The 25,031-nt window shown below is 73.5% G+C and carries 22 protein-coding genes; 7 read left to right on the top strand and 15 right to left on the bottom strand.

What is annotated here, in order from left to right:
* Positions 1 to 35: 35 nt before the first annotated feature.
* The 5 genes from hflX to miaA form a co-directional block, all read right to left on the bottom strand.
* Positions 36 to 1,538, bottom strand: a complete 1,503-nt coding sequence (gene hflX, locus ACZ4W5_RS08865) for a GTPase HflX (protein WP_360237493.1) — start codon at positions 1,536 to 1,538, stop codon at positions 36 to 38.
* A complete protein-coding gene (locus ACZ4W5_RS08860; RefSeq protein WP_360237491.1) occupies positions 1,535 to 3,877 on the bottom strand; it encodes a RelA/SpoT family protein in 2,343 nt (780 codons plus the stop codon). Before ACZ4W5_RS08860 ends, hflX begins: the two co-directional genes overlap by 4 nt.
* A 192-nt stretch (positions 3,878 to 4,069) precedes the next feature.
* A complete protein-coding gene (gene dapF, locus ACZ4W5_RS08855; protein ID WP_465653659.1) occupies positions 4,070 to 4,984 on the bottom strand; it encodes a diaminopimelate epimerase in 915 nt (304 codons plus the stop codon).
* A 47-nt stretch (positions 4,985 to 5,031) separates the two neighbouring features.
* Complete coding sequence (locus ACZ4W5_RS08850) at positions 5,032 to 5,544, bottom strand: hypothetical protein (protein WP_360237487.1); 513 nt, start codon at positions 5,542 to 5,544, stop codon at positions 5,032 to 5,034.
* 229 nt (positions 5,545 to 5,773) lie between these two features.
* On the bottom strand, positions 5,774 to 6,709 hold the full coding sequence (miaA, locus tag ACZ4W5_RS08845) for a tRNA (adenosine(37)-N6)-dimethylallyltransferase MiaA (protein ID WP_360237485.1): 936 nt from the start codon (positions 6,707 to 6,709) through the stop codon (positions 5,774 to 5,776).
* Positions 6,710 to 6,886: 177 nt separating this feature from the next.
* Here miaA and ACZ4W5_RS08840 point away from each other — a divergent pair, with 177 nt between their 5' ends.
* Positions 6,887 to 7,132, top strand: coding sequence for an antitoxin (locus ACZ4W5_RS08840; RefSeq protein WP_360237483.1), 246 nt, complete (start codon positions 6,887 to 6,889; stop codon positions 7,130 to 7,132).
* Positions 7,133 to 7,144: 12 nt separating this feature from the next.
* Here the strand turns inward: ACZ4W5_RS08840 and ACZ4W5_RS08835 are convergent, their stop codons facing one another.
* Together ACZ4W5_RS08835 and miaB are read right to left on the bottom strand one after the other, a co-directional pair.
* Positions 7,145 to 7,843 carry a class III extradiol ring-cleavage dioxygenase family protein gene (locus ACZ4W5_RS08835; RefSeq protein ID WP_465653658.1) on the bottom strand — a complete coding sequence of 233 codons (699 nt, stop codon included), beginning with the start codon at positions 7,841 to 7,843 and terminating at the stop codon, positions 7,145 to 7,147.
* Positions 7,844 to 7,927: 84 nt separating this feature from the next.
* Positions 7,928 to 9,430 (bottom strand): tRNA (N6-isopentenyl adenosine(37)-C2)-methylthiotransferase MiaB, encoded by a 1,503-nt coding sequence (miaB, locus tag ACZ4W5_RS08830; RefSeq protein WP_360237479.1) that lies wholly within the window; start codon positions 9,428 to 9,430, stop codon positions 7,928 to 7,930.
* A 119-nt stretch (positions 9,431 to 9,549) separates the two neighbouring features.
* On the opposite strand from miaB, the gene ACZ4W5_RS08825 reads away from it, so the two are divergent.
* The gene (locus ACZ4W5_RS08825) at positions 9,550 to 10,569 is read left to right on the top strand and encodes a TAXI family TRAP transporter solute-binding subunit (RefSeq protein ID WP_465653657.1); all 1,020 of its coding nucleotides are present in this window, start codon (positions 9,550 to 9,552) and stop codon (positions 10,567 to 10,569) included.
* A gap of 57 nt (positions 10,570 to 10,626) precedes the next feature.
* Here the strand turns inward: ACZ4W5_RS08825 and ACZ4W5_RS08820 are convergent, their stop codons facing one another.
* Together ACZ4W5_RS08820 and ACZ4W5_RS08815 are read right to left on the bottom strand one after the other, a co-directional pair.
* Complete coding sequence (locus ACZ4W5_RS08820) at positions 10,627 to 12,057, bottom strand: sensor histidine kinase (RefSeq protein WP_360237475.1); 1,431 nt, start codon at positions 12,055 to 12,057, stop codon at positions 10,627 to 10,629.
* 6 nt (positions 12,058 to 12,063) lie between these two features.
* Positions 12,064 to 12,822, bottom strand: a complete 759-nt coding sequence (locus tag ACZ4W5_RS08815) for a response regulator transcription factor (RefSeq protein WP_465653656.1) — start codon at positions 12,820 to 12,822, stop codon at positions 12,064 to 12,066.
* Positions 12,823 to 13,216: 394 nt separating this feature from the next.
* Between ACZ4W5_RS08815 and ACZ4W5_RS08810 the strand changes: the two genes are divergently transcribed.
* The 5 genes from ACZ4W5_RS08810 to ACZ4W5_RS08790 all read left to right on the top strand — a co-directional run bounded on the left by ACZ4W5_RS08810 (position 13,217) and on the right by ACZ4W5_RS08790 (position 18,496).
* A complete protein-coding gene (locus ACZ4W5_RS08810; protein WP_360237471.1) occupies positions 13,217 to 13,990 on the top strand; it encodes an amino acid ABC transporter ATP-binding protein in 774 nt (257 codons plus the stop codon).
* 160 nt (positions 13,991 to 14,150) lie between these two features.
* Positions 14,151 to 15,059: a glutamate ABC transporter substrate-binding protein gene (locus tag ACZ4W5_RS08805; RefSeq protein WP_360237469.1), complete on the top strand. Its 909-nt coding sequence runs from the start codon at positions 14,151 to 14,153 to the stop codon at positions 15,057 to 15,059.
* A gap of 79 nt (positions 15,060 to 15,138) precedes the next feature.
* The gene (locus ACZ4W5_RS08800) at positions 15,139 to 15,789 is read left to right on the top strand and encodes an amino acid ABC transporter permease (protein ID WP_360237467.1); all 651 of its coding nucleotides are present in this window, start codon (positions 15,139 to 15,141) and stop codon (positions 15,787 to 15,789) included.
* The gene (locus tag ACZ4W5_RS08795) at positions 15,786 to 16,634 is read left to right on the top strand and encodes an amino acid ABC transporter permease (protein WP_360237465.1); all 849 of its coding nucleotides are present in this window, start codon (positions 15,786 to 15,788) and stop codon (positions 16,632 to 16,634) included. The genes ACZ4W5_RS08800 and ACZ4W5_RS08795 overlap by 4 nt, the downstream gene beginning before the upstream one ends.
* Positions 16,635 to 16,756: 122 nt before the next feature.
* Positions 16,757 to 18,496 carry an FAD-dependent monooxygenase gene (locus ACZ4W5_RS08790; RefSeq protein WP_465653655.1) on the top strand — a complete coding sequence of 580 codons (1,740 nt, stop codon included), beginning with the start codon at positions 16,757 to 16,759 and terminating at the stop codon, positions 18,494 to 18,496.
* Here ACZ4W5_RS08790 and rny read toward each other — a convergent pair.
* From rny to ACZ4W5_RS08760, 6 genes are all read right to left on the bottom strand, one after another.
* Positions 18,493 to 19,929, bottom strand: a complete 1,437-nt coding sequence (rny, locus tag ACZ4W5_RS08785) for a ribonuclease Y (RefSeq protein WP_465653654.1) — start codon at positions 19,927 to 19,929, stop codon at positions 18,493 to 18,495. The two genes, ACZ4W5_RS08790 and rny, sit on opposite strands and share 4 nt — an antisense overlap.
* Before the next feature lie 73 nt (positions 19,930 to 20,002).
* Positions 20,003 to 20,905 carry a regulatory protein RecX gene (locus tag ACZ4W5_RS08780; protein ID WP_465653653.1) on the bottom strand — a complete coding sequence of 301 codons (903 nt, stop codon included), beginning with the start codon at positions 20,903 to 20,905 and terminating at the stop codon, positions 20,003 to 20,005.
* A gap of 7 nt (positions 20,906 to 20,912) precedes the next feature.
* Positions 20,913 to 22,028, bottom strand: a complete 1,116-nt coding sequence (gene recA, locus ACZ4W5_RS08775) for a recombinase RecA (protein WP_360237457.1) — start codon at positions 22,026 to 22,028, stop codon at positions 20,913 to 20,915.
* Positions 22,029 to 22,237: 209 nt separating this feature from the next.
* Positions 22,238 to 23,371 carry an AI-2E family transporter gene (locus tag ACZ4W5_RS08770; protein ID WP_360237455.1) on the bottom strand — a complete coding sequence of 378 codons (1,134 nt, stop codon included), beginning with the start codon at positions 23,369 to 23,371 and terminating at the stop codon, positions 22,238 to 22,240.
* Between the two features lie 99 nt (positions 23,372 to 23,470).
* Positions 23,471 to 23,665, bottom strand: coding sequence for a DUF3046 domain-containing protein (locus tag ACZ4W5_RS08765; RefSeq protein WP_360237453.1), 195 nt, complete (start codon positions 23,663 to 23,665; stop codon positions 23,471 to 23,473).
* A gap of 317 nt (positions 23,666 to 23,982) precedes the next feature.
* Positions 23,983 to 25,023 carry a S8 family serine peptidase gene (locus ACZ4W5_RS08760; RefSeq protein WP_465653652.1) on the bottom strand — a complete coding sequence of 347 codons (1,041 nt, stop codon included), beginning with the start codon at positions 25,021 to 25,023 and terminating at the stop codon, positions 23,983 to 23,985.
* Positions 25,024 to 25,031: the final 8 nt, after the last annotated feature.

The raw sequence follows: 25,031 nt of genomic DNA, 5'->3' as shown, positions 1-25,031 counted from the left end.
ACGCGGAACGTCCGGGGGCCACCTCGACGAGCGGATCAGCCCTGCAGGGCCACCGCGAAGTGCTCCAGCTCGGCGGCCAGCTCGGCCGGCACCTTGGCGTGCAGCAGCGTGCCGTCGCCGGTGTGCTCGGTGGCGATCAGCTCGCCCTCCTTGTGCACCCGGGAGACCAGCGCGCCCTGGGTGTAGGGCACCAGGGCCCGCACCTCGACGGCCGGTCGCGGCAGCTCGTCGTCGATGAGCTTGAGCAGCTCCTCCATGCCGGCCCCGGTGCGGGCCGACACCACGATGGCGTGCGGCTCGCGGCGCAGCAGGCGCTGCAGCACGTGCGGGTCGGCGGCGTCGGCCTTGTTGATCACCACGATCTCCGGCACGTTCTGCGCGTCGACCGAGACGATGACCTCGCGGACGGCGGCCAGCTGCGTCTCCGGCTCGGGGTGCGAGCCGTCGACCACGTGCAGGATGAGGTCCGCGTCGGCGACCTCCTCCATGGTCGAGCGGAAGGCCTCGACCAGGTGGTGCGGCAGGTGCCGGACGAAGCCGACGGTGTCCGCCAGGGTGTAGAGCCGCCCGCTCGGGGTCTCGGCCCGGCGCACGGTCGGGTCCAGGGTGGCGAACAGCGCGTTCTCCACCAGCACGCCCGCGCCGGTGAGCCGGTTGAGCAGGGAGGACTTGCCGGCGTTGGTGTAGCCCGCGATGGCCACCGACGGCACCTGGTGGCGCTTGCGCTCCTGGCGCTTGGTGTCGCGGCCCTTCTTCATGTCGGCGATCTCCTTGCGGAGCTTCGCCATCTTCTCGCGGATCCGGCGCCGGTCGGTCTCGATCTTGGTCTCACCGGGACCACGGGTGGCCATGCCGCCGCCCGAGGAACCGGAGCCACCGCCACCCATCTGCCGGGACAGCGACTGACCCCAGCCGCGCAGCCGCGGCAGCATGTACTGCATCTGCGCGAGCGAGACCTGCGCCTTGCCCTCCCGGGACTTGGCGTGCTGGGCGAAGATGTCCAGGATCAGGGCCGTCCGGTCGACGACCTTGACCTTGACCACGTCCTCCAGGTGGATCAGCTGGCCGGGGGTGAGCTCACCGTCGCAGACCACGGTGTCGGCGCCGGTGGAGGCGACGATGTCGCGCAGCTCCTTCGCCTTGCCGGAGCCGATGTAGGTGGCCGCGTCGGGCTTGTCGCGGCGCTGGATGACGCCGTCCAGCACCTCGGAACCGGCGGTCTCGGCGAGCGCGGCGAGCTCGGCCATCGAGTTCTCCGCCTCCTCCAGGGTGCCGTCCGTCCAGACACCGACGAGCACCACGCGCTCCAGGCGGAGCTGGCGGTACTCGACCTCGGTGACGTCTTCGAGTTCGGTGGAGAGGCCGGCGACCCGGCGCAGGGCGGCGCGCTCACTGCGGTCGTACTGGTCGCCGTCGTAACTGTGGCCGAGGTCCTCGTCGATGGCCGCGAGGTCCTCGTCCATGAGGGCTTCCGCTCGCAGACCGTCGAGGCGGCGCGGGGCGTCGGCGTGGTCGCGGGCTTCGAACGTGGAGGTCATTCTGTCCTTTGGTCGCTGGATGGCTTCGGCGTGGTCCCGTGGATCCCACCGGGGCTCCTCTGCCCTGAGAACGCCGTGGACCGGCCGTGAATTCCCCACGATGGTCGCACGCCCGGTGCGGGCCGGTCACCCCCATTTCCGCCGGAGTGCCGGGTCTGCGTCCCCTCGGGGGCGTGCGGGCGGCTGACGTCGTACACCCCGGAAACCTTGAGCATCGCCCGCATCAGGGCGGGCAGCGCGCCCGGCTCGGGCAGCTCGACGGTGTAGGTGTGCCGGACCCGCAGTTCCTGCGGCGGTTCGACCTCGGCGGAGACGATGCCGACGCCCTCGGCGGAGATCGCCGCGGTGAGGTCGGCGAGCAGTCGGGGCCGGTTCAGCGCCTCGGCCCGCAGGGTCACCCGGTGCCCGGCCGCCGGGGCGTCCTCGGGCTGCCAGCGGACCTCCAGTTCGGCCCGGCCGTCGGCGCGCAGCCGCTGCCCGGCGGGGCAGGCGGTGCGGTGCACGGCCACCGCGCCGCCGCGGATCGGGTAGCCGGCCACCGTGTCCGGGGGGACGGGCGTGCAGCAGCGGGCCAGCCGCACCTGCGCCCCGGGCCGGCCGGCCACCACGACGGGGGCGGAGCGGCGCTCGCCCGCCCGGTGCGCGGGCGGGGCGGGCTGGCCGCCGGCCGGGCCGGTGCGCACCACCGGCAGCCCGACCGGGTGGTCGGCCAGCCAGCGCTCGATGGCCAGCCGGGCGGCGGGGGTACGGGCGTGCGCCAGCCACTCCGGGGACGGCCCGGACGGCTGGGCCCCGCCGCCGGGCGGGAGGCTCTCGGTGAGCACCGCCAGGACGTCCCCGTCCTGCAGCGGGGTGGACAGCGCGGTGAGCCGGCCGTTGACCCGGGCGCCGATACATCGGTGGCCGGTCTCCTCGCCGAGCAGGTAGGCGGCGTCCACACAGCTGGCCCCGGCCCTCAGCTGAAGCGTTTCACCGCTCTCCGTCACCACGGTGATCTCGCGGTCCCCGGCCAGGTCGGCGGTGAGCGCGGACCAGAAGGCGTCCGGGTCGGGGGTCTCCTGCTGCCACTCCAGCAGCCGGCTGAGCCAGCCGGGCCGGGCCGGGTCGGTGCGGTCCAGCTCGTCGGTGTCCTGGGCCGGCCCGGCCGGGGACGGGTCGCCGAGCGCGACCACCCCGGTCTCGGCCACCTCGTGCATCCGCCTGGTCCGCACCAGCACCTCGACCACCGCGCCGCCCTCCAGCGCGACGGCGGTGTGCAGCGACTGGTAGAGGTTGAACTTGGGGGCGGCGACGAAGTCCTTGAACTCCCCGGGCAGCGGCGTCCAGCAGGTGTGCAGCTCGCCGAGCACCGCGTAGCAGTCGGCGTTCTCCTCGACCACCACCAGCAGCCGCCCGAAGTCGGCCGGCTGCGGCTCCTGCGGCCGGCCGTCCCGCCCGGGCGCCGCCGCCCGCTTGATCAGCACCCGGTGCAGCGAGACGCAGTGCCGGGGCCGTACCGTCACCTCGGCGGCGACCCCGGTCTCGGCGAGCTGGCGGGCCAGCCGGCGGGCGAAGGGCTCCAGCACGGTGTCCGGCTCGGCCTCGTGACCGGCCATCAGGCCCCGGGTGCGGGCGTACTCCTCGGGGTGCAGGGTGGCGAAGACGATGTCCTCCAGCTCCGCCTTGAGGACCTGGATGCCGAGCCGCTCGGCCAGCGGGATCAGCACGTCCCGGGTGACCTTGGCGATCCGCACCTGGCTGGCCGGCTTCATGTGCCGGATGGTGCGCATGTTGTGCAGCCGGTCGGCGAGCTTGATCACCATCACCCGGACGTCGTCCCCGGTGGCGACCAGCATCTTGCGGAAGGTCTCGGCCTCGGCGGCGGCGCCGAAGTCGACCTTCTCCAGTTTGGTCACCCCGTCGACCAGGTAGGCGACTTCGGGCCCGAACCCGGCGCCCACCTGCTCCAGCGTCAACTCGGTGTCCTCGACGGTGTCGTGGAGCAGCGAGGCGACCAAGGTGGTCGTCCCGGCGCCGAGTTGGGCCAGGATCATGGTGACGGCCAGTGGATGGGTGATGTACGGCTCGCCGCTCTTGCGCTTCTGGCCGCGGTGGCTGGCCTCGGCCAGCCGGTACGCCCGGGCCAGCAGGGCGAGGTCCGCCTGCGGGTGGTGCCGCCGGTGCACCTGGACCAGCGGTTCCAGGGCGTCCGGCACGGGCGGCCGGCCGGTGGCCAGCAGGGCGGCCCGGCCGGCCCGGCCGAGCGCGGCCCGGCCGAGCTCCCCCAGGGGCCGCCTGGCCCCGGCCTGCCGTGCGGTCGTCGGCTGCCCCGTGAGGGACTGCCCGGCTTCGATGGTCATCGGCACCTCCGGCAACGTCGCCGGGCGCGACCCCTTGCGGGGGGCTGATCCTGCTACCCCTCCCAGGGGCGATCGACCCGGTGGTCCATGCTACCGAGCAGAGCACGTTCCGCGACGCCGTGATTCCCGTCTGCGACCGCTATCACCCGATCGGGGGGATTCGTCACCGTACGAATTGGGCAAACCGGGCCGTCACCGTCGGCCGATCGACTCCCACCAGCGCGGGTCGAGCCGCCCCTCCGCCACGATCACCGCCGGACCGGTCATCTCCACCCGGCCGTCCGGGTGCTCCGTGATGACCAGTCGGCCGCCCAGCACGTCCACCGTGTAGGCGACCGCCTCGCCGGTGACCGCCGGGTCCGCGCCGTCCCGGCGGATGGCCGCCACCGCGACGGCACAGGCGCCGGTGCCGCAGGAGCGGGTCTCGCCCGAGCCGCGCTCGTGCACCCGCATCGCCACGTGCCGCGGGCCGCGGTCCACCACGAACTCGACGTTGACGCCCTCCGGGTAGGCGCCCGCGGGGCTGGTGAGCGGGGCGGTGAAGAGGTCCCCGGCGTGGTCCAGGCTCTCCACGAAGGCCACCGCGTGCGGGTTGCCCATGTTGACGTTCAGGGCGGGCCAGCGCCGCTCGCCGACCGTGACCTCGATGCCGTCCGGCCCGGGCAGCCTCGCCCGGCCCATGTCGACGGTGACCTCGCCGGGCGTGCCGTCCGCGGCGTCCTCGGCGACCGTCGCGGTGAGCGCCCCGGAGCGGGTGGCGATCGCCAGCTCGCCGGGCTTCGCCAGGCCCGCCTCGACCAGGAAGCGGGCGAACACCCGCAGGCCGTTGCCGCACATCTCGGCGATGCTGCCGTCGGAGTTGCGGTAGTCCATGAACCACTCGGCCCGGTCGGCCTGGTCCGCGGCGGCCGGGTCGGCGGCCGCGCGCACCACGCGCAGCAGCCCGTCGCCGCCGATGCCCGCCCGGCGGTCGCACAGCGCGGCGACGGCCTCCGGGCCGATCTCCAGCAGGCCGTCCGGGTCCGGCACGATCACGAAGTCGTTCTGGGTGCCGTGGCCCTTGAAGAAGGGGAGACCGGCCGGCCGCTGAGGAGAGGATGCGCTCACCGCACCGATGGTACTGAGGGCGCCGGCGGGGCGGGCCGGGGCCCGGCTCAGCGCAGGTAGGCGACCCGCCACACCGCGAGCGCGCAGGCGGCCAGCGCGATCAGGGTGTAGACCACGATGGCCTTCCAGCCGGCCCGCTGCCCGGAGCCCCGGCGCGGCAGTCCCGGCCACTTGTAGCCGGCGTGCCGGGCGGCCATCGCGCCCCAGCCGACCGAGGCGGCGGTGAACAGCAGCCCGAGCATCCCGACCATGGTGGCCCGCGCCCCGGCCGAGCCGAAGGCGAGCGGGAAGGCGAACATCAGCGAGCCGAGGGTGCCGAGCAGGGCGATCGGCAGGGTCTGCCACCAGCGGAGCCGGCGCCGCGGCCGGATCTCCCGCTCGTGCACGGCGGCGTCCGGCGGGGTGCGGGTGTCCAGTGCGGGCACCGCGGCCGCGTACGAGGTCGGCGCCTCCAGCCCGGTCAGCACGGGGAGGTCGCCCCTGGTCGACTCGTCGAACTCCTCGGCCGGTGCGGTGACACTCCCGCTCTGGCCGGATTCGGGGCCGGTACCCGTCGACACGCGGCCTCCCCTGACAGTTCGACACGAGCGGACTCGCGGCCGGGCACGGTCGGCCCGCGCGGGCCGACCCTTACGGCATCGATGATGGCATGTCCAGAGGGGGCGTTCGGGCCCTGCCCGGGGTCCTCGGGTGATCCGTGGCCATCACGTGATCGGGCCGTGACCCCCGGTTCGTCCTGCACGGTCGCCTGCGCGCGCAGCTGCACCGCCGAATTGGCCGGAACAGGCCCTATGCGGCCGGAACTCCCTGACGGTCGATCAGTTCCAGGGACCGTTCCAGCAGCTCGACCGGGTCGGTCCCGGCCGGCCGGGAGAGCCAGTGGATGCGGTCGTCCCGACGGAACCAGGACTCCTGGCGGCGGGCGAAGCGCTTGGTGGCCCGGACCGTCTCGGCCCGTGCCTCGTCCTCGGTGCACTCCCCGGCGAAGTGGTCGAGCACCTGCTGGTAGCCGAGCGCCCGGGAGGCGGTCCGGCCCTCCCGCAGCCCGACCCGCTCCAGCGCGCGCACCTCGTCCAGCAGCCCGGCCTCCCACATCCGGTCGACCCGCAGGGTGATCCGCTCGTCCAGCTCGGGGCGCGACACCGCGACGCCGATCTGCACCGCCTCGTAGACCGCGGTGTTGCTCGGCAGGTTGGCGGTGAACGGCTGCCCGGTGATCTCGATGACCTCCAGGGCGCGGACGATCCGGCGCCCGTTGCTGGTCAGGATCGCCTCGGCGGCCGCCGGGTCCAGCCCGGCCAGCCGCCGGTGCAGCGCGTACGGGCCGTCCTGCTCCAGTTCGGCCTCCAGCCGGGCGCGGACCTGCGGGTCGGTGCCGGGGAACTCCATCTCGTCGATCGCGGCCCGGACGTACAGTCCGGAGCCGCCGACCAGGACGGGGGTGCGCCCGGCGGCCAGCAGCCGGTCGATCTCGGCCCGGGCCAGCCGCTGGTACTCGGCGACGCTGGCGGCCTCGGTGACGTCCCAGACGTCCAGCAGGTGGTGCGGCACTCCCCCGCGCTCGGCCACGGTCAGCTTCGCCGTGCCGATGTCCATGCCCCGGTACAGCTGCATCGAGTCGGTGTTGATCACCTCGCCGCCGAGGCTGCGGGCGATGGCGACGGCCAGGTCGGACTTTCCGGCGGCGGTCGCGCCGACGATGCTGATCACACGGGAGCTGCTCACCGCTCCAGTCTCCCAAACCGGCGCGGCACCCGGGGCCGGGCTGCCGCCCGCCGCCGACTGCGCGAGGATGTGACTGTTCCCCGGACCGCCTCCGGCCTGCCCCGCACCGGGCCGGCTTTGCGAACTCTTGACCGGTCCCGTGCGTTGTGCAGGAGACAGGGAACGAAGGAGATCACCATGGGCCTGATGGACAACCTCAAGGGCAAGGCCGAGGAGCTCAAGGAGAAGGCCAGCGAGCTCGCTGGCAAGCACAGCGACCAGATCGAGCACATGGTCGACAAGGCCGGCGGCGCGATCGACAAGGCCACCAAGGGCAAGTACAGCGACAAGATCGAGCACGGCGCCGACAAGGCCAAGGGCGCGGTGGAGGACTTCGCCCACAAGCCCAAGCCGGGCGGCGAGGCACAGCCCCCGCAGGCCTGACCGGCGAAGGGGCTACGACCAGGACGCCACGAAGTACCCGACCCCGTACGGCGCGTCCTGGTAGCCCAGCCGCGCGGCGAGGCCGGCGCCCTCGGCCGCACCGGCCAGCACCTGCCAGGGCGCCCGCCCCTCGGCCTTGAGCTCGGCGGCCAGCGCCGGGTCCAGGGCCGCCAGGGCCGCCACGTCGGCCGAGCCCAGGGCGGCGGCCAGGGCGGCGTCGAAGCCCTCGGCCCGCTCGTCCAGGTAGCCGGGGGCCTTGAGCGAGCGGCAGGCGCTGCCGTCGCCGAGCACCAGCAGGGCGACCTTGTCGGCCAGCCCGGCCAGGCCCTGGCCGAGGCCGAGCATCCGGTCGACGGGTGCGTCCGCGGGCACCGCACAGGCGTGCGTCGGCACGGTCACCCCGGCGCGCTTCAGCAGCCAGGCCCCGACGGTCAGCGAGGGCGCCAGCTCCGGCCCCTCGACCCGCCCGCCGGGCAGCTTGGCGACCAGCGGCACCCCGTAACGGTGGAAGGAGCCGGCCCCGCCCTCGGTCCACACCTCGGCCTCCGGCCCGGTGCCCACCACCACGACCAGCTCCGGTCCGGCCGCGACCAGCGCCGCCAGCGCCTCGTCGCAGGCGGCGCGCAGCCCGTCCAGCTCGGGTGCGGCCCCGGCGGCGACCTCGGGGACGAGCAGCGGCGGACAGGGGCACACGGCGGCGGCTACCAGCATGTGGATCACCTTAGCCGGAATGCCGAACGGCCCGGCCGGAGCCGGAGGGCTCGGGCCGGGCCGTGCGGTCTCACGGCACGCGGGTCAGTCGCCGCAGCAGGCGCCGCCCGCCGGGGCGGCCAGCGGCAGCTCGGCCGGGGCGCCGATCTTCGGCAGGCCGAGCATGACGCCCGCCGGCTTGCCGGCCGGCTGGGCCTGGCGCTTCTCCCAGGCGTCGCCGGCCCGGGTGCGGCGCACCGCGAGGGTCGGGCCCTCGGCCAGCAGGTGGTGCGGGGCGGCGTAGGTGATCTCGACGGTCACCACGTCGCCGGGGCGCACCGGCTCGTCCGGCTTGGTGAAGTGGACCAGCCGGTTGTCGGGGGCGCGGCCGGACAGGCGCTGGGTCCGGTCGTCCTTCTTGCCCTCGCCCTCGGCGACCAGGATCTCCAGGGTGCGGCCGACCTGCTTCTTGTTCTCGTCCCAGGAGATCTCCTCCTGGAGGGCGATCAGCCGGTCGTAGCGGGCCTGGACGACCTCCTTGGGCACCTGGTCCGCCATCTCCGCGGCGGGGGTGCCGGGGCGCTTGGAGTACTGGAAGGTGAAGGCGTTGGTGAAGCGGGCCTCGCGGACGACGTGCATCGTCTCCTCGAAGTCCTCCTCGGTCTCGCCGGGGAAGCCGACGATGATGTCGGTGGAGATCGCCGCGTCCGGCATCGCCTCGCGGACCTTGCGGATGATCCCGAGGAACCGGTCCTGCCGGTACGAGCGGCGCATCGCCTTGAGGACGCGGTCCGAGCCGGACTGCAGCGGCATGTGCAGCTGGTGCATCACGCTCGGGGTCTCGGCCATCGCGGCGATCACGTCGTCGGTGAAGTCGCGCGGGTGCGGCGAGGTGAAGCGGATCCGCTCCAGGCCCTCGATCTGCCCGGCGGCGCGCAGCAGCTTGGAGAAGGCCTCGCGGTCGCCCAGGTCGGAGCCGTAGGCGTTGACGTTCTGGCCGAGCAGGGTCACCTCGATGACGCCCTCGTCGACCAGCGCCTCGATCTCGGCGAGGACGTCGCCGGGGCGGCGGTCCTCCTCCTTGCCGCGCAGCGCCGGGACGATGCAGAAGGTGCAGGTGTTGTTGCAGCCGACCGAGATCGCGACCCAGGCCGCGTACGCCGACTCGCGGCGGGTGGGCAGCGTGGAGGGGAAGGTCTCCAGCGACTCCAGGATCTCGACCTGGGCCCTGCGCTCGACCGCGGCCCGCTCCAGCAGCGCCGGCAGGTGCCCGATGTTGTGGGTGCCGAACACCACGTCCACCCAGGGGGCGCGCTTCACGATGGACTCGCGGTCCTTCTGGGCCAGGCAGCCGCCGACGGCGATCTGCATGCCCTGGTGGCGGCTCTTGACCGGCGCGAGCTGCCCGAGGTTGCCGTACAGCTTGTTGTCGGCGTTCTCGCGCACCGCGCAGGTGTTGAACACGACCAGGTCCGGGTCGCCCTCGGGACCGGCCTTGACGTACCCCGCGTCCTCCAGCAGGCCGGACAGCCGCTCGGAGTCGTGGACGTTCATCTGGCAGCCGTGCGTGACGACCTTGTAGCTCTTCAATCCGCTCTCACCGCTCACCAGACCAGGGTACGGGCAGCCGCGGGCCGCCTTTCCCCGGATCTTCGCGGAACGGCTCCCCGAGCTTTCCACCGGCCGTTCCCCTCCCGTTCGGCCCGGGCGCCTGGCACTATCCCTGCATGACCCCCACCGATCCGTCACGACTCGGCGCCGCCGTCCGCCGCGCGGCCCGCAGCCCGCTGTGGCGGACCGTGCTGGTCCTGGTGCTGCTGGTGGCCGGGTTCGGCGGCTGGTGGCTGTCGGCGGGCCGCTCGCCCGGCTACCCGCGCGGGGAGACCCGCTTCGCGACCGGCGTCCCGCGCGGGGTCTACGACCGGTACGGGCAGCTGCTGCAGAGCCACGTCTCGCAGACCATGCCGGGGGTGCGGCTGGCCCTGGACAGCTCCGAGGGCTCGGTGGACAACCTCCGCCGGGTGGTCGACGGCCAGGACACCTTCGCCATCGCCACCGCCGACGCCGTCGCCGCCTACCAGGGCCCCGGCAAGGGCAGGCTCCGGGCGATCGCCCGGCTGTACGACGACTACCTGCAGCTGATCGTCCCGGCCGACTCCCCGGTGCACCGCACCGCCGACCTCAAGGGCCTGCGGGTGGGTGTCGGCCTGCCGCAGTCCGGGGTGAACCTGGTCACCAGGCGGCTGCTGGCCGCGGCGGGCCTGGACCCGGACCACGACATCACCCCCGTCCCCGGGGGCGTCAGCGACGGCTCGGACGAGCTGCGCGACCACAAGATCGACGCCTTCTTCTGGTCCGGCGGCCTGCCGACCAGCGCGCTCACCGACCTCTCCGACCACATGAGGATCCGGGTCGTCCCGCTGGGCGACCTCTCCGAGGCGCTGCACAAGGCCGAGGGGGACGGCGTGGCCGCCTACCGGGCGGCCACCATGCCCAAGGGCACCTACCCGAACGCCGAGCCCAAGGACGCCGTCGCCACCATGGCCGTGCCCAACCTGCTGATCACCCGGGACGACGTGGACCCGGGGCTGGTCGAGGGGATGACCAGGGCGGTGATCGACAGCCGGGACCAGATCGGCGCCCAGGTGCACGCCGCCCAGCTGGTCGACCTGCGCACCGCGGTCTACACCGACCCGCTCCCGCTGCACACGGGCGCCGCGCGCTACTACCGCTCCGTAAAGCCGTAACGGCCGTAGCAGCTTGAGCGGCCGTGGCAGCCGCAGCGGCCCTGGCAGTCCGGGGCCCTACGGCCGTTCCGGCCGCGGCACCGCCAGCGTCACCGCGAGCCCGGTCGGCCGGACCGGGGCGAAGCCCAGCGAGCCGCCGCCCGCCGCCAGCAGGGTGCGGGCGATCGACAGGCCCAGTCCGGAGCCGTCCACGTTCTGGTGCCGCGCGCTGCGCCAGAACCGGTCCCCGGCCCGGGCGAGCTCGTCCTCGGTCAGCCCGGGCCCGGCGTCGCTGACGGTCACCGCGACCTCGTCCCGGCGCACCACGACCCGCAGCCGCACCTGGCTGCCGGCCGGGCCGAACTTGAGCGCGTTGTCCAGGACGGCGTCCAGCGCCGAACCGAAGCCGATCGGGTCGGCCATCCCGATCGCCAGTGCCGGGCCGTCCCAGCGCAGCTCGATCCCGCGCTGCTCGGCGACCGGCCGCCAGCCGTCCACCCGGGCGAGGGTCAGCTGGGCGAGGTCGGTCTGCTCGGGTTCGGGGCGGGCGTGCTCGGCGGTGGCCAGCCCGAGCAGGTCGTCCAGCACCCGGGCCAGCCGGGAGCCCTCCTCCCGGACGCCGCTGAGCTCCTCCTCGTGCCCCTCGGGCAGCTCCAGGCCGAGCACCTCGACCCGCAGCAGCAGGGCCGAGAGCGGGTTGCGCAGCTGGTGCGAGGCGTCCGCGACGAAGGCCTTCTGCTGGTCCATGGCGTGCACCACGTGGTCCGCCATCTCGTTGAACGAGCGTGCCAGCCGCTGGAGTTCGGGCGGCCCGCCGCCGGGCGCGACCCGGGCGGCCATCTGGCCGGTGGCGATGTCGTGGGTGGCCCGGTCGAGGGTGCGGACGGGCCGCAGCACCCACTCGGTGAGCCGGACGGCCAGCAGCACGGCGACGGCCATCGCGGCCGCCTCGCCGCCCGCCAGCACCAGCCACTTGTGCAGCACCCGGGCCCGCAGCGCCCCGGTCGGCGACTCGCTCAGCACCACCGCGACCACGTCGCCGTCGCGCACCACGGGGGCGGCGACGGTGATCGTCCGGTCCTCGGTCCACGGCCAGACCTGCGGCGGGTTGTGGCTGCGCCGCCCGTCCAGCGCCTCCTGGAAGGCCTGGGCGCCCCAGCCGACGGCGGGCACCCCCCAGTCGCCGGGCGCGACCGCTATCGACGTGCCGTCGCGCTGGAAGATGCCGAGCCGGACGCCGTACAGGTCGTAGTAGCGCTGGACCTCGGTGACGATCGCGTGCCGCCGGCTGAGGTCGCCGGGGGCGGGCTCCGGGTCGCCCTTGCGGGCGGAGTCCAGCGAGGCGCCGGAGGTGGGCAGGTCCTGGGCGAAGCGGGCGGCGTCGTCGAGCCGGTCGACCACCACCCTGCTCTGCTCGGCCGCCGCGAACGCCGCCGCGAGCGGCAGCCCCAGGGCGGCCAGGACGCAGAGCATGAGGGCGATCAGGATGCCGAGCAGGCGGGTGCGCACGTGCGGTCAGTGCTCCGCGGGGGAGGCCGGGGTCCGGTCGGTCGCGGGGGAGGCCGGGGAGTCGGGGATCAGCCGGTAGCCGACGCCGCGCACGGCCTCGACCAGGCCGGGCAGCGCCAGCTTGTTGCGCAGCGAGCCGATGTGCACCTCCAGGGTGCGGCCGTTGCCCTCCCAGCCGCTGCGCCAGACCTCGCTGAAGATCTGCTCGCGCCGGTAGACCACGCCGGGGCTCTGGGCGAGCAGCGCCAGCAGGTCGAACTCCTTGCGGGTGAGCGGGACGTCGCGGCCGTCCACGCTGACCCGGCGGCGCTCCCGGTCGATCCGGATGCCGCGGGACTCCAGCGGGCCGCGCTGCTGCGGCACGGTGTCGGGCGCGGGCACCGCCACCGAGGACGGCTGGGCGCCGCGGCGGGCGACGGCGTGGATGCGGGCGAGCAGCTCGCCCATGTCGTACGGCTTGGTGACGTAGTCGTCGGCGCCCAGGTTGAGACCGTGGATCCGGGAGCGGATGTCGGCACGGGCGGTCACCATGATCACCGGGACTCCGCTGCCGGCCCGGATCCGGCTGCACACCTCGAAGCCGTCGCGGTCGGGCAGCCCGAGGTCGAGCAGTACGACGCGGTACGGGTCGTTGCCGTCCGGCACCAGGGCGTCCAGCGCCTCGTGCCCGCTGCGGGCGTGCCGCACCTGGAAGCCGTGCCGGCCGAGCACCGCGACCAGTGCCGCGGCCACCCGTTCGTCGTCCTCGACGAGCAGCAGTCGCATCCTGTTCTCCTCCTTCCCCCTTGTGATCACCGGACCGATCGGTCCGGGACCGGTCCTGCGCAGTATGGGCCAGTGTGCCGCCCGGCGCCAGGTTCGGCCGCGGACCGGGCCCGCGGGGGACGGCGGGCACCGACCCGGATCCCCGCTGTGACATGCCCCGTCGACACACTCGCGAACAGTGCGTACGGATCGCGTGGCCGTTTCGTGATCCTCAAGTTCCGCTCAGATCGGCTGACGGGGCACCGTCACCGCTCCTAAGGTCGCCCCACCGGGGGCTGCGGCTCCGCCGGTCGCGGCTCCCGGATTTCTTATCACCATTGCCGCCCAAGGGAGTTGGAACTTCCGGGGCAGGCAGGGTTTACCCCGGTTCGACACAGTTTAGGGAGCAGGCGCGATGTCCGAGAGCCCGGTCGAGGACTCCACCCCCGCAGCCGCCCCGCTGGTTGTGCTGAACAAGGTCAACAAGCACTACGGCGCGCTGCACGTGCTCCAGGACATCGACCTGGAGATCCGCCAGGGCGAGGTCGTGGTGCTGATCGGCCCGTCCGGATCGGGCAAGTCCACGCTCTGCCGGACGATCAACCGGCTGGAGACCATCGACTCCGGGGAGATCACCCTGTCCGGCCGCCCGCTGCCCGCCGAGGGCCGGGAGCTGGCGCGGCTGCGCGCCGAGGTCGGCATGGTCTTCCAGAGCTTCAACCTGTTCGCGCACAAGACCGTGCTGGAGAACGTCGTCCTGGCACAGGTCAAGGTGCGCAAGGTGCTCCGCGGGCACGCCGAGAAGACCGCCCGCGAGCTGCTCGACCGGGTCGGCGTCGGGGCCCAGGCGGACAAGTTCCCGGCCCAGCTCTCCGGCGGCCAGCAGCAGCGCGTGGCGATCGCCCGGGCGCTGGCGATGAAGCCGAAGGTGATGCTCTTCGACGAGCCGACCTCGGCGCTCGACCCGGAGATGGTCAACGAGGTGCTGGAGGTCATGCGCCAGCTGGCCGCCGACGGCATGACCATGGTCGTGGTCACCCACGAGATGGGCTTCGCCCGCTCCGCCGCCAACCGGGTGCTGTTCATGGCCGACGGGAAGATCGTCGAGCAGAACACCCCGGACGCCTTCTTCACCGCGCCGCGCTCCGACCGCGCCAAGGACTTCCTCTCCAAGATCCTCCACCACTGACGCCCGGCCCCCGGCCGGAACGGCCGGGACCGGTCGGGACACCTCCGAGACCACCGGGGCCGCCGTCGGCAAAGGACGCCGGCCGACCCCGCACGTGCACCAACTTCCAGACGCCAGAGCCCGGTCGACGCCGTGGCCCAGCCCCAGGAGATCAACCCTCATGAGGACTTCCCGCACCCTCGCCGTGGCGCTCTGTGCCGTCGCGCTCACCGCCACCGCCGCCTGCGGCAAGGACGGCACCCCCGCCTCCTCCTCCAACGCGGCGAGCGCCAGCAACGCCCCGGCGCTGCCGACCTACACGGTCAAGACCGACGTCAAGGTCGACTCCCCGGTCCTGGCCGAGGCCAAGAAGCGCGGCCAGCTGATCATCGGCGCCAAGGCCGACCAGCCGAACCTCGGCTGGGAGGACGTCGCCAGCGGCGACCGCAGCGGCTTCGACATCGAGATCGCCAAGATGGTCGCCGCCGACCTCGGCTTCACCCCGCAGCAGATCAAGTGGCAGACGCTGGTCTCCTCGCAGCGCGAGCCGGCCATCGCCAAGGGCCAGATCGACTTCTACGTCGGCACCTACAGCATCAACGACGAGCGCAAGAAGACGGTCTCCTTCGCCGGCCCGTACTACATCGCCGGCCAGGACTTCCTGGTGAAGAAGGACAACACCTCGATCACCGGCCCGGAGAGCATCAGCGGCAAGAACGTCTGCACCGCCACCGGCTCGACCTCGATCAAGAACATCCAGCAGTACAGCCCGAAGATCACCCAGTTCGACACCTACTCGGCCTGCGTCGAGAAGCTGCTCAACGGCGAGGTCGACGCGGTCACCACCGACGACGCGATCCTCAACGGCTACGCCTCCAAGTACGCCCCCAAGCTCAAGGTCGTCGGCAAGCCCTTCACCAAGGAGAACTACGGCGTCGGCCTGAACAAGGACGACAAGGCGCTGCGGGACGCGATCAGCGACGCCCTCAAGGCCCACGAGGACAACGGCGACTGGAAGAAGGCCTACGACGCCACCCTCGGTGCGTCCGGCTCGGCCGCGCCCGCCGTCCCCACCCTCGACCGCTACTGATCCTCCCCCGGTCCCCCGCCTCCCCGGGGGACCGGCCCCGACCAACCGATCCGACCATCTGTGAGAGGAGGGCCGCCGGATGGGGTTCCTGTTCGAGCAGGACAACTTCGCGTTGTTCCGCGACGGCTTCCTGCAGACGATCGAGCTGAGCGCGCTCAGCGCCCTGCTCGCCCTGCTGCTGGGCACCCTGCTGGCGGCCTTCCGGGTCTCCCCGGTGCCGGTCCTGCGCGCCTTCGGCACGACCTGGGTGACGCTGTTCCGCAACACCCCGCTGACCCTGCTGTTCTTCGCCGTCACCTTCGGCCTGCCGCCGCTGGGCGTGCACTTCAGCCACCTCACCTTCGCGGTGGTGGCGCTCGGCGGGTACACCGCCTCGTTCGTCTGCGAGGTGATCCGCTCCGGCATCAACACCGTGCCGCTCGGCCAGGCGGAGGCCGCCCGCAGCCTCGGCATGAGCTTCGCCCAGACCCTCACCCTGGTCGTCCTGCCGCAGGCCGCCCGGACCGTGCTGGCCCCGATGAGCAGCGTGTTCATCGCCCTGCCGAGGAACTCGGCGATCGCCGGCGCGTTCAGCGTCGGTGAGCTGTACAGCGCCCAGCAGACCTTCTCCGAGCGCGGCTACTCGATCTTCGCGATCTTCTTCTGGGTGGCCTGCGCCTACCTGCTGATCAGCGCGACGGTCGCCTCGTTCTTCCGCTTCCTGGAATCCCGACTGGCGGTGGCCCGATGAGTCTGTTCCAGCGCCAGGCTTCGGCGAGCGTCCTCTACGACACCCCCGGCCCCCGGGCCCGGGCCCGCTACCGCCTGTTCGGCGCCCTCGGGGCGGTCGCCATCGCCGGCCTGCTCTGGTACGTGGTCTCCACGCTCGCCGACAACGGCCAGTTCGACGCCGACCTGTGGGACCCGTTCCAGTACACCTTCGTCCAGCAGATGATCGTGGACGGCCTGCTGTCCACCCTCAAGGCCTTCGGCCTGGCGGCCGCCCTCTCGCTCAGCCTGGGCGCGCTGCTGGCCGCCGGACAGCTGTCCGACCACAAGCCGGTCCGCTGGACCTGCACCTCGATCGTCCAGTTCTTCCGGGCGATGCCGCTGCTGATCCTGATCGTCGCGCTCTACTACGCGTTCTTCGCCAAGGACCCGATGTGGGCCCTGGTGCTCGGTCTCACCCTGTACAACGGCGCGGTCCAGGCGGAGATCATCCGCAGCGGCGTCAACGCCGTACCGCGCGGCCAGAGCGAGGCGGCGTACGCCCTCGGGATGCGCAAGACCCAGGTGATGTCCGGCATCCTGGTGCCGCAGGCCGTCCGCTCGATGCTGCCGTCGATGATCGGCCAGCTGGTCGTCACCCTCAAGGACACCTCGCTCGGCTACATCATCACGTACAACGAGCTGCTGTTCATGGGCAAGAAGATCGCCAGCCAGCCGATGAACGCCGCGGGCTTCCCCTACATCCCCGTGGTCCTGGTGATCGCCCCGATCTACATCGTCCTGTGCCTCCTGTTGACCGCGCTCGCGCGGTGGATCGAAGCACGTGGCCGTCGCGGCGCGAACCGGCGCACTTCATCTGCTGCTTGACGGACACCCAGGCGAACTGTTGCATTGCTCTTCGTGACACCTCCCGGGAGCATCCACGCGGCATATGCGGCAGCGGTAACTGACGCCGGCCCATGGGCCGGTTCGTCCCCGGAGGTCCCCGCATGGATCCGGTGATCGTGGTCGGGGCCGGACCGGTCGGTCTGGCCCTGGCCCTCGCGCTGGCCCGGCACGAGGTGCCGACCGTCGTCCTGGACGAGGGCTCCGGGCTCTGCCCGGAGGGCCCCCGCAGCGTCGTCCTCGGCGCCGACTCCACCGCCTTCCTGACCCGGATCGGCTACTCCCGGGCCGTCTCCGACTCGGCCCTGTGGGACTCCTTCGCGGTCTGGCGCCGCCGTCAGGAGGTGCTGCGGATCGACCTCACCGACTCGCCCACCTTCCACCTCCCCCAGCACCGCCTCCAGCGCGGCCTGCGGGACGCCCTGACCGGCACCCCGCTGGTCCGGCTGGTCCCGCTGAACCGGGTGGTCGAACTCGAACAGGACCGCGACGGGGTCAGCGTCCGCACCCACGGCACCCAGGACGGCTCCAGCACCTGGTGGCGCGGCAGCCACCTGGTCGGCTGCGACGGCGCCCGGTCCGCCGTCCGCAAGCTGTTGAAGATCCGCTTCCCCGGCCGCCCCGCGGTCGACCGCAACGCCATCGCCACCGTCCGGGTCGACCTGCCCTTCGACGGCGCCCGGCTGCACCGCGAACCCCCGTGGCGCGGCGACCGCGAGGCCACCGCCCGCCCGCTGCCCGACGGCGTCTGGCGGATCGACTGGCGCCTGCCCCCCGGCCGCCCCGCCCCCACCGAACAGGTCGACCCGCACGCCACCTGGCCCGGCATCGTCACCGGCGACACCCTGCTCACCCGGGTCACCGCCACCCTCACCGGCTGGTGCGGCGAACTCCCCCGCTACGAGCTGCTCGCCGCCGCCGACCACACCGCCCAGCAGCGCCTCGCCGCCCGCTTCCGCAACGGCCGCTGCTTCCTCGCCGGCGACGCCGCCCACCTGCACGGCGCCCTCGGCATGCAGAACCTCGCCGACGGGCTGCGCGACGCCGACAACCTCGCCTGGCGGCTCGCCCTCGCCTGGCACCTCCACTCCGGCGGCCCCCAGCCCGGCGGCTCGCTGCTGGACGGCTACGAGGCCGAACGGCGCGGCGCGGTCGGCGCCCGGCTGCGCGCCGTAGACCAGGCGATGCCGCTGCTGCGCCCGCTGCGCGGCTGGCAGCAGACCCGCCGCTCGCTGCTGGTCGGCGGCTTCCGCAAGCACGCGCCGATGCTCGCCGACGGCCAGCTGGGCACCGGCCGCTTCGGCGGCGCCCCCGCCTACCCGGCGGCGCCCTCCGGCGTCCCCGGGAGGGTCCCGGTCCAGCGCGGCGCCCGCGGCACCACCTCGCTCAGCGAACTGCTGCCCGCCACCGCCCCCGGCGTACTCGTCCCGGACCTCCCGGTACTGGCCGCCGACGGCACCCCGGACCACCTGCACTCCCGGCTGGGCGCCACCTTCCTGCTGCTGCTGGTCGCCCCCGGCACCGCCGTCTGGTCGACCGAGCACTGGCTGGGCGCCGGCTTGATGCCCCGGCTCGCCGAGGTCGCCGCCGCGCTGCCGGTGCCCGCCGAGGTGCTGGTCACCGAGGAGTACCCGGGCGCCGGGCCGCACACCGTCCTGCTGATCCGTCCGGACGGGCACCTGGTCGGCGTCACCCAGGGCGCCGCCGCCGAGGACCTCCTGGCCCTCGCCGACCGCGCCCGCGGCGGCCCGGCCCCGATCGCCGGCCCGCCCGAGCCCGAGCCCGAACCCCAGCCCGGGACGGCACCGGAGCCCGAACCCCAGCAGGTCGACTCGGCGAGCTAACCGGCCACCGCCGTGGCCCGGCTCTCCCGGACCACCGTCACCCGGATCTGGCCCGGGTAGGTCAGCTCCGCCGAGACCTGCCGGGCCACCTCCCGGGCGATCAGCTCCGCCCCGAGGTCGTCCACCGTGTCCGGCCGGACCATCACCCGCACCTCGCGCCCGGCCTGCATCGCGTACACCTCGGCCACCCCGGCGTGCGAACGGGCGATCTCCTCCAGCCGGGCCAGCCGCCGTACGTACAGCTCCAGCGACTCCTTGCGCGCCCCCGGCCGTCCGCCCGAGCAGGCGTCCGCGGCCTGGGTCAGCACGGCGGTCACCGTGCGGGGCTCCACCTCGCCGTGGTGGGCGGCGATCGCGTGCACCACCTCGGGGGACTCCCCGTGCCGCCGGGCGAAGTCCGCGCCGACCGCCGCGTGGCTGCCCTCGACCTCGTGGGTGAGCGCCTTGCCGATGTCGTGCAGCAGCGCCGCCCGGCGCACCGGCTCCGGGTCCACCCCCAGCTCGGCGGCCATCATCCCGGCCAGGTGCGCGGACTCCAGCAGGTGGCCGAGCACGTTCTGCCCGTAGGAGGCGCGGTAGCGCAGGGAGCCCAGGGTGCGGACGAGTTCGGGGTGGAGTCCGCCGATCCGGGCGTCCAGCAGGGCGTCCTCGCCGGCCCGGACGCAGCGCTGCTCGACCTCCGCCCGGCTGCGCTCGTGGACGTGCTCGATCCGGCTCGGCTGGATCCGGCCGTCCTCGACCAGCTGCTCCAGGGTGAGCCGGGCGGCCTCCCGGCGGACCGGGTCGAAGCAGGACAGCTGCACCGAGGCCGGGGTGTCGTCGATGATCAGATTGACGCCGGTGACCGCCTCGAAGGCGCGGATGTTGCGGCCCTCGCGGCCGATGATCCGGCCCTTCATCTCCTCGCCCGGCAGCCGGAGGACGGTGACGGCGCTCTCCGCGGTCTGTTCCGAGGCCAGCCGCTGGATCGCCCCGGCCAGGATGGACCGGGCCCGGCGCTCGCCCTCCTCCTTGGCCCCGCGCTCGATCTCCCGGACCGTGACGGCCGCCTCCCGCCGGGCCGACTCCTCGGCCTCGCTCAGCAGTTGGGCGTGCGCCTGCTCGGCGGAGAGCCCGGCGGCGTGCTCCAGGGCCGCCGCCCGGCGGGCCGCGAGCGCCTCGACCTCGCCCCGTGAGCGCTCCAACTCGGCCGAGCGCGCGGCCAGTTCGTCCTCGCGCCGGCGCAGCCGACGGAGCTCCTCGGCCAGGTCCTCCTCGCGCCGGGCGAGTTCGGCCCGGCGGCGTTCTCCCTCGGCCAGCACCTGCCGCCGGGCGGCCTGTGAGCGCCTGACCACCAGAACGACCAGCACCGCGACCACCAGCAGGACGGCGACGGCCGACCCGACGATCGGCACCAGGGAGCCACCAGTAGCGGTGCCCGCCGAGATCCTCATGCGTGCGAGGCTAGGTGCGGGTCACGAAAGGGTCAAGACTCGGCCTGGTCCGGACCAAGAGAGCGAACCGCCACTACTCCCACTCGGGCCCCGCCGGCTCTGCGGCCGCCTCCTCCTCCAGCGCGGCGCGCACCACCCGGAAGGCCAGGCCCTCGGAGTAGCCGCGCCGGGCCAGCACGCCGACCAGCCGCCGGGTGCGGACCTGCGGGTCCAAGCCGCGGGTGGACCGCAGCTTGCGCTCGACCAGCGCCCGGGCCGCGTCCGTCTCATCGTCGTGGTCGACCTGGACAAGGGCCTGCTCGACCAGGTCGGCGGCGACGCCCTTGGTCCGCAGCTCCTGGGCCAGCGCCCGCCGGGACAGGCCCCGGACGGCGTGCCGGGACTCCACCCAGGCCGCGGCGAAGGCCGCGTCGTCGATCAGCCCGACCTCTTCCAGCCGGGTGAGCACCTGCTCGGCGACGTCCTCCGGGATCTCCCGCTTGCGCAGCGCGTCGGCGAGTTGCTTGCGGCTCTTGGCGGCGCCGGTGAGCAGTCGCAGGCAGATGTCCCGGGCGCGGGTCTCCGGATCGGTCTGCTCCTCGGCCCGCTTGCGGGAGCCGCGGGCGGTGCCCTTCTCCTCCGCCGGCACGCCCTGGTCGGAGCGTTCGCCGCGCCGCGCCCGGCGCGAGCGGGCGGGCGGGGCGGCCGCACCCCCGTGACCGGCCGCCCCGGCCCCACGCCACTCGCCGGCAGCACCCGACTCCTCGGCCGCCAACGCCGAGCGGCGTCGGCGCCGGCCGGTGGGCAGCTCGGAGGCGGCGACCAGCCCGAGCGCCTCGACCGAGGGCTCCGCCGGCTCCGGGCCGCGCACCGCCCGGACCGGAGCCCGGTCGAACTCCGGCTCGGGCTCCTCGGCGACCGCAGCGAACCAGTCCGGCGGGCCGAAGTCGTCGCCCTCGGGGTCCGCCGGGCCGCCGCCCACCATGTCGTACTGCATCAACGGCTCAGGCCTTGGCAGCCGCCGTCTTCTTCGCCGCGGCCGTCTTGGCGGCGGTCGCGGTGATCGGCTTGGCCGCGCCGTCGGCAGCCGCGGTCTCCGGCTCACCCTCGGCCGGCTCCTCGGTCTTCGGGCCGATGCCGAGCTTGCCCTTGATCTTCCGCTCGATCTCGTCGGCGAGCTGCGGGTTGTCCCGCAGGAAGTTACGGGCGTTCTCCTTGCCCTGGCCCAGCTGGTCGCCCTCGTAGGTGTACCAGGCGCCGGACTTGCGGATGAAGCCGTGCTCCACGCCCATGTCGATCAGGCCGCCCTCGCGGCTGATGCCGATGCCGTAGAGGATGTCGAACTCGGCCTGCTTGAACGGCGCGGCGACCTTGTTCTTGACGACCTTGACGCGGGTCCGGTTGCCGACCGCCTCGGTGCCGTCCTTGAGGGTCTCGATGCGGCGGATGTCCAGCCGGACCGAGGCGTAGAACTTCAACGCCCGGCCACCGGTCGTGGTCTCCGGCGAGCCGAACATGACGCCGATCTTCTCGCGCAGCTGGTTGATGAAGATCGCGGTGGTGTTCGACTGGTTCAGCGCACCGGCGATCTTGCGCAGCGCCTGGCTCATCAGCCGGGCCTGCAGACCGACGTGCGAGTCGCCCATCTCGCCCTCGATCTCGGCGCGCGGGACGAGGGCCGCGACCGAGTCGATGATCACCAGGTCGATCGCGCCGGAGCGGATCAGCATGTCGGTGATCTCCAGGGCCTGCTCACCGGTGTCCGGCTGGCTGACCAGCAGGGCGTCGGTGTCCACGCCGAGCTTCTTGGCGTACTCCGGGTCGAGCGCGTGCTCCGCGTCGACGAAGGCGACCGTGCCGCCGGCCCGCTGGGCGTTGGCGGCCAGGTGCAGCGTCAGGGTGGTCTTACCGGAGGACTCGGGGCCGTAGATCTCGACCACCCGGCCGCGCGGGATGCCGCCGACACCGAGGGCGACGTCCAGGGCCGTCGACCCGGTGGAGATCACCTCGACCGGCTCGTTGGCCTTCTCACCGAGGCGCATCACCGAGCCCTTGCCGAACTGCCGCTCGATCTGGGCGAGCGCGGCCTCGAGGGCCTTCTCCTTGTCCGTACCTGCCATGGCTTTTTCCCTCGGGTTCTGTGCTGTGCGCTTCATCGTCCTCGACGCTAGCGCGTCCCACTGACAAACGAGCCCCACCCGGCTCGCCCTGTGGAAAACTCCACGCCGGAGAGTACAAAAGAACATCTGTTCGATTCAAGCCCCGGCAGATCCGAACACACCGCGGGGCGGGCCGCCGGATCCCTCCCGACCACCCGCCCCGCCGACCGTCATCCCCCGTCGCCGCCGACCATCCGCCGCAGCCGCCGCGCCGCCTCCCGGCGCAGCTCCCGCCGGGCCCGCCGCTGCTCCCCCCGGTCGATCCGCGGGTCGGTGGCCACCTCGTACCGCCGCACGTACGTCCCGACGAAGCCCTGCAGGGTCGCCGCCGCCGGGATCGCGATCAGCGCGCCCACCGCGCCCAGCAGCGCCGCCCCCGCGATCACCGCCCCGAAGGCCACCGCCGGGTGCACGTCCACCGTCCGGGCGGTGATCCTCGGGTGCAGCACGTAGTTCTCGACCTGCTGGTAGACCACCGTGAACACCAGCACCCACAGCGCGTCCACCGGCTCCACGGTGAGCGCCACCAGCACCGGCAGCGCACCCGCCAGGTACGTCCCGATGGTCGGCACGAACTGCGACATGACGCCCACCCAGATCGCCAGCGCCACCGAGTACGGCAGGTCGATCAGCGCGAACATCACCCAGTGCCCGGCCGCCGACACCACCGCCAGCACCGCCCGCGAGTACAGGTAGCCGCCGGTCTTGGCCAGCGCGATCTCCCAGGCCCGCAGCACCTCGCCCTGCTTGGCGGGCGGCAGCAGCGAACAGACCGTCCGGCGGACCCGCGGCCCCTCGGCGGTGAAGTAGAACGTGAACAGCCCCACCGTGAAGGCCTGGAACAGCCCCCCGAGCAGGGTGGAGGACACCCCCCAGACGTTGTCGGCGGCCTGCTGGACGTAGTTCTCCAGCGTCCCCGAGTCCTTCAACAGCCGCTTCTGCAGCTCCCCCAGCGACAACTCCTGGTGGAACGTCCGGTTGACCCAGCCGATCAGGTTGTCCACCAGGTGCGGCAGGTCCCCCGCGATCTTCGCCACCTGATCCACCAACAAGGTGCCCAGCGCCGCCAGGAACCCCACCACCGCGACCCCGACCGCGACGAACACCAGGAAGGTCCCCACCCCCCGGCGCACCCCCCGCGCCGCCATCCGGTCCACCGCCGGCTCCAGCGCCAACGACAGGAAGAACGCCACCAGCAGCATCACGAACAGATCGATCAACTGCCGGAACGCCCAGTCCGCGAGCTGGAACACCCCCACCAGCACCAGGAACAGCACCATCGCCCGCGGCAACCAGGGCGGCATCCCACCCCACGACCGCTCCCCCTCGCCACCCCGCACCGGTTCGCCCCGGCCCCTCTGCTCTCCGCTCGTAGTCACCCCGACAGTCTGTCCCACCACCCGTCAGCGCAACTGCGCCGAAACCCCCTGGGTCTCACACACCACCCGCCACACGTCCTTGGCCTCCCACCCCGCCTCCAACGCCTGGCGCACCGTCCGCCCACCCAACTCACTCATCACATGATCCGCCGCGAACGACTCCGCGTACCCCTCCCCGAAGTGCGCATACATCCGTCGCCAGAACTCGGTCAGCCTCATACCCCCAGTATCCCGAACCCCCACCAACCCACCCCCAGCACCACCCCCGCACCAACCCACCCACCCCAACCCCCCACCCTCCCCCTCACCCGACCCAGGCGAGAGGGACGCGCTGCGGGAGGGGGCGGTGGAGGGGGTGGGTGCGGAGAGGGGCGTGACGGGTGATTTTCAGACCGCCAACGGCGCCCAACACCCCACCATGAGGGTCGGCGGTCCGAAAATCACCCAGCCCCCGGAGCGCCCACCCCCGGAACCGCCCCCGGACCCACCCACCCTCCCGAAAGCCCCCCAAACCCCTCAGCCCCGCGCAGCGGCCCTCACCGCGGCACAACCACCACCCCCACCCCGAAGTACTGCCGATCCCCACACCCCCGACCCCCCACCGAACACCCCCCACCCACCCCACCCGCCGCCGCCCCCGCCACCACACCCGCCAACTCCCCCGCCCCGGCCCCCGGGTGCAGCGCCGCCGCCACCGCCACCGCCCCCGTCACATGCGCCGCCGCCATCGAGGTCCCCGCCAGCGCCGCGTACTGCCCACCCGGCCAGTCCGAGACGATCGCCCCCTGCGGCCCCCCGTCCGGGTCGCCCCCCGGGGCCGCCAGCGAAACCCTGCCCCGCCCGTAGTTGGTGTAGGAGGACGGCCGCCCGTCCCGGTTGACGGCCGTGACGGTGAGGACCCCGGGCAGCTCGCCGGGAAGGCGAATGCACTCGGTGCCCAGGTGGCGAGTCAGGGCCGGCCCGGACACCCGGTCGTTGGGGCTGCGCTCGTCGGTCCGGGCCGCGCCGAGGTCCTGTCCGTCGTTGCCCGCCGAGGCCACCACCACCGCCCCCTTGCGCTGGGCGTACGCGACCGCCCGCCCGACGGCCGCGATCAGGGCCGCCTGGTCCCGGTCCTCGGGGCAGTTGTACTTCCACGGGTCGGCGAAGTAGCTGTCGTTGACGGCCTTGGCCCCGTGGTCGGCCGCCCAGAGCATCCCGCAGACGATGTTCTCCGCGTAGTACTGCCCAAGCGGCCCGAGCAACCGCACGGCGGCGATCCGCACCCCGGGAGCGACCCCGGTGACGCCCTGCCCGTCGCGGGCCGCGCCGATGATCCCGGCGACGTGGGTGCCGTGCCCGCTCTCCACCACCCCGGGGTCGGGCCGCCAGGCGCCGGTACGGGAGTCGGGGCGGCCGTCGGCACAGGAGGCCGAGGCCTTGGGGTCGACGGCGGCCCGCAGGTCCGGGTGGGTGTCGTCGACGCCCGAGTCCAGTACGGCGACCAGCACCTTCCGCATCGCCTCGACCCCCGGCGCACCACCTCCCGCACCGCCTCCCGCGGTGTCCCCGGTCCGCCCCGGCTCCGCGTGCACCATGCTCAGGT

The sequence above is a fragment of the Kitasatospora sp. NPDC029367 genome (assembly GCF_055569135.1).
This window is presented reverse-complemented; position numbering and strand designations above follow the sequence as displayed.

Bases quoted from the DNA above. Each gene is read 5' to 3' on its own strand.
- hflX (WP_360237493.1), bottom strand. From the start codon at position 1,538: ATGACCTCCACGTTCGAAGCCCGCGACCACGCCGACGCCCCGCGCCGC.
- ACZ4W5_RS08860 (WP_360237491.1), bottom strand. From the start codon at position 3,877: ATGACCATCGAAGCCGGGCAGTCCCTCACGGGGCAGCCGACGACCGCA.
- ACZ4W5_RS08840 (WP_360237483.1), top strand. From the start codon at position 6,887: ATGGGCCTGATGGACAACCTCAAGGGCAAGGCCGAGGAGCTCAAGGAG.
- ACZ4W5_RS08835 (WP_465653658.1), bottom strand. From the start codon at position 7,843: ATGCTGGTAGCCGCCGCCGTGTGCCCCTGTCCGCCGCTGCTCGTCCCC.
- ACZ4W5_RS08825 (WP_465653657.1), top strand. From the start codon at position 9,550: ATGACCCCCACCGATCCGTCACGACTCGGCGCCGCCGTCCGCCGCGCG.
- ACZ4W5_RS08815 (WP_465653656.1), bottom strand. From the start codon at position 12,822: ATGCGACTGCTGCTCGTCGAGGACGACGAACGGGTGGCCGCGGCACTG.
- ACZ4W5_RS08810 (WP_360237471.1), top strand. From the start codon at position 13,217: ATGTCCGAGAGCCCGGTCGAGGACTCCACCCCCGCAGCCGCCCCGCTG.
- ACZ4W5_RS08805 (WP_360237469.1), top strand. From the start codon at position 14,151: ATGAGGACTTCCCGCACCCTCGCCGTGGCGCTCTGTGCCGTCGCGCTC.
- ACZ4W5_RS08800 (WP_360237467.1), top strand. From the start codon at position 15,139: ATGGGGTTCCTGTTCGAGCAGGACAACTTCGCGTTGTTCCGCGACGGC.
- ACZ4W5_RS08795 (WP_360237465.1), top strand. From the start codon at position 15,786: ATGAGTCTGTTCCAGCGCCAGGCTTCGGCGAGCGTCCTCTACGACACC.
- ACZ4W5_RS08790 (WP_465653655.1), top strand. From the start codon at position 16,757: ATGGATCCGGTGATCGTGGTCGGGGCCGGACCGGTCGGTCTGGCCCTG.
- rny (WP_465653654.1), bottom strand. From the start codon at position 19,929: ATGAGGATCTCGGCGGGCACCGCTACTGGTGGCTCCCTGGTGCCGATC.
- ACZ4W5_RS08780 (WP_465653653.1), bottom strand. From the start codon at position 20,905: ATGCAGTACGACATGGTGGGCGGCGGCCCGGCGGACCCCGAGGGCGAC.
- recA (WP_360237457.1), bottom strand. From the start codon at position 22,028: ATGGCAGGTACGGACAAGGAGAAGGCCCTCGAGGCCGCGCTCGCCCAG.
- ACZ4W5_RS08770 (WP_360237455.1), bottom strand. From the start codon at position 23,371: ATGCCGCCCTGGTTGCCGCGGGCGATGGTGCTGTTCCTGGTGCTGGTG.
- ACZ4W5_RS08765 (WP_360237453.1), bottom strand. From the start codon at position 23,665: ATGAGGCTGACCGAGTTCTGGCGACGGATGTATGCGCACTTCGGGGAG.
- ACZ4W5_RS08760 (WP_465653652.1), bottom strand. From the start codon at position 25,023: ATGGTGCACGCGGAGCCGGGGCGGACCGGGGACACCGCGGGAGGCGGT.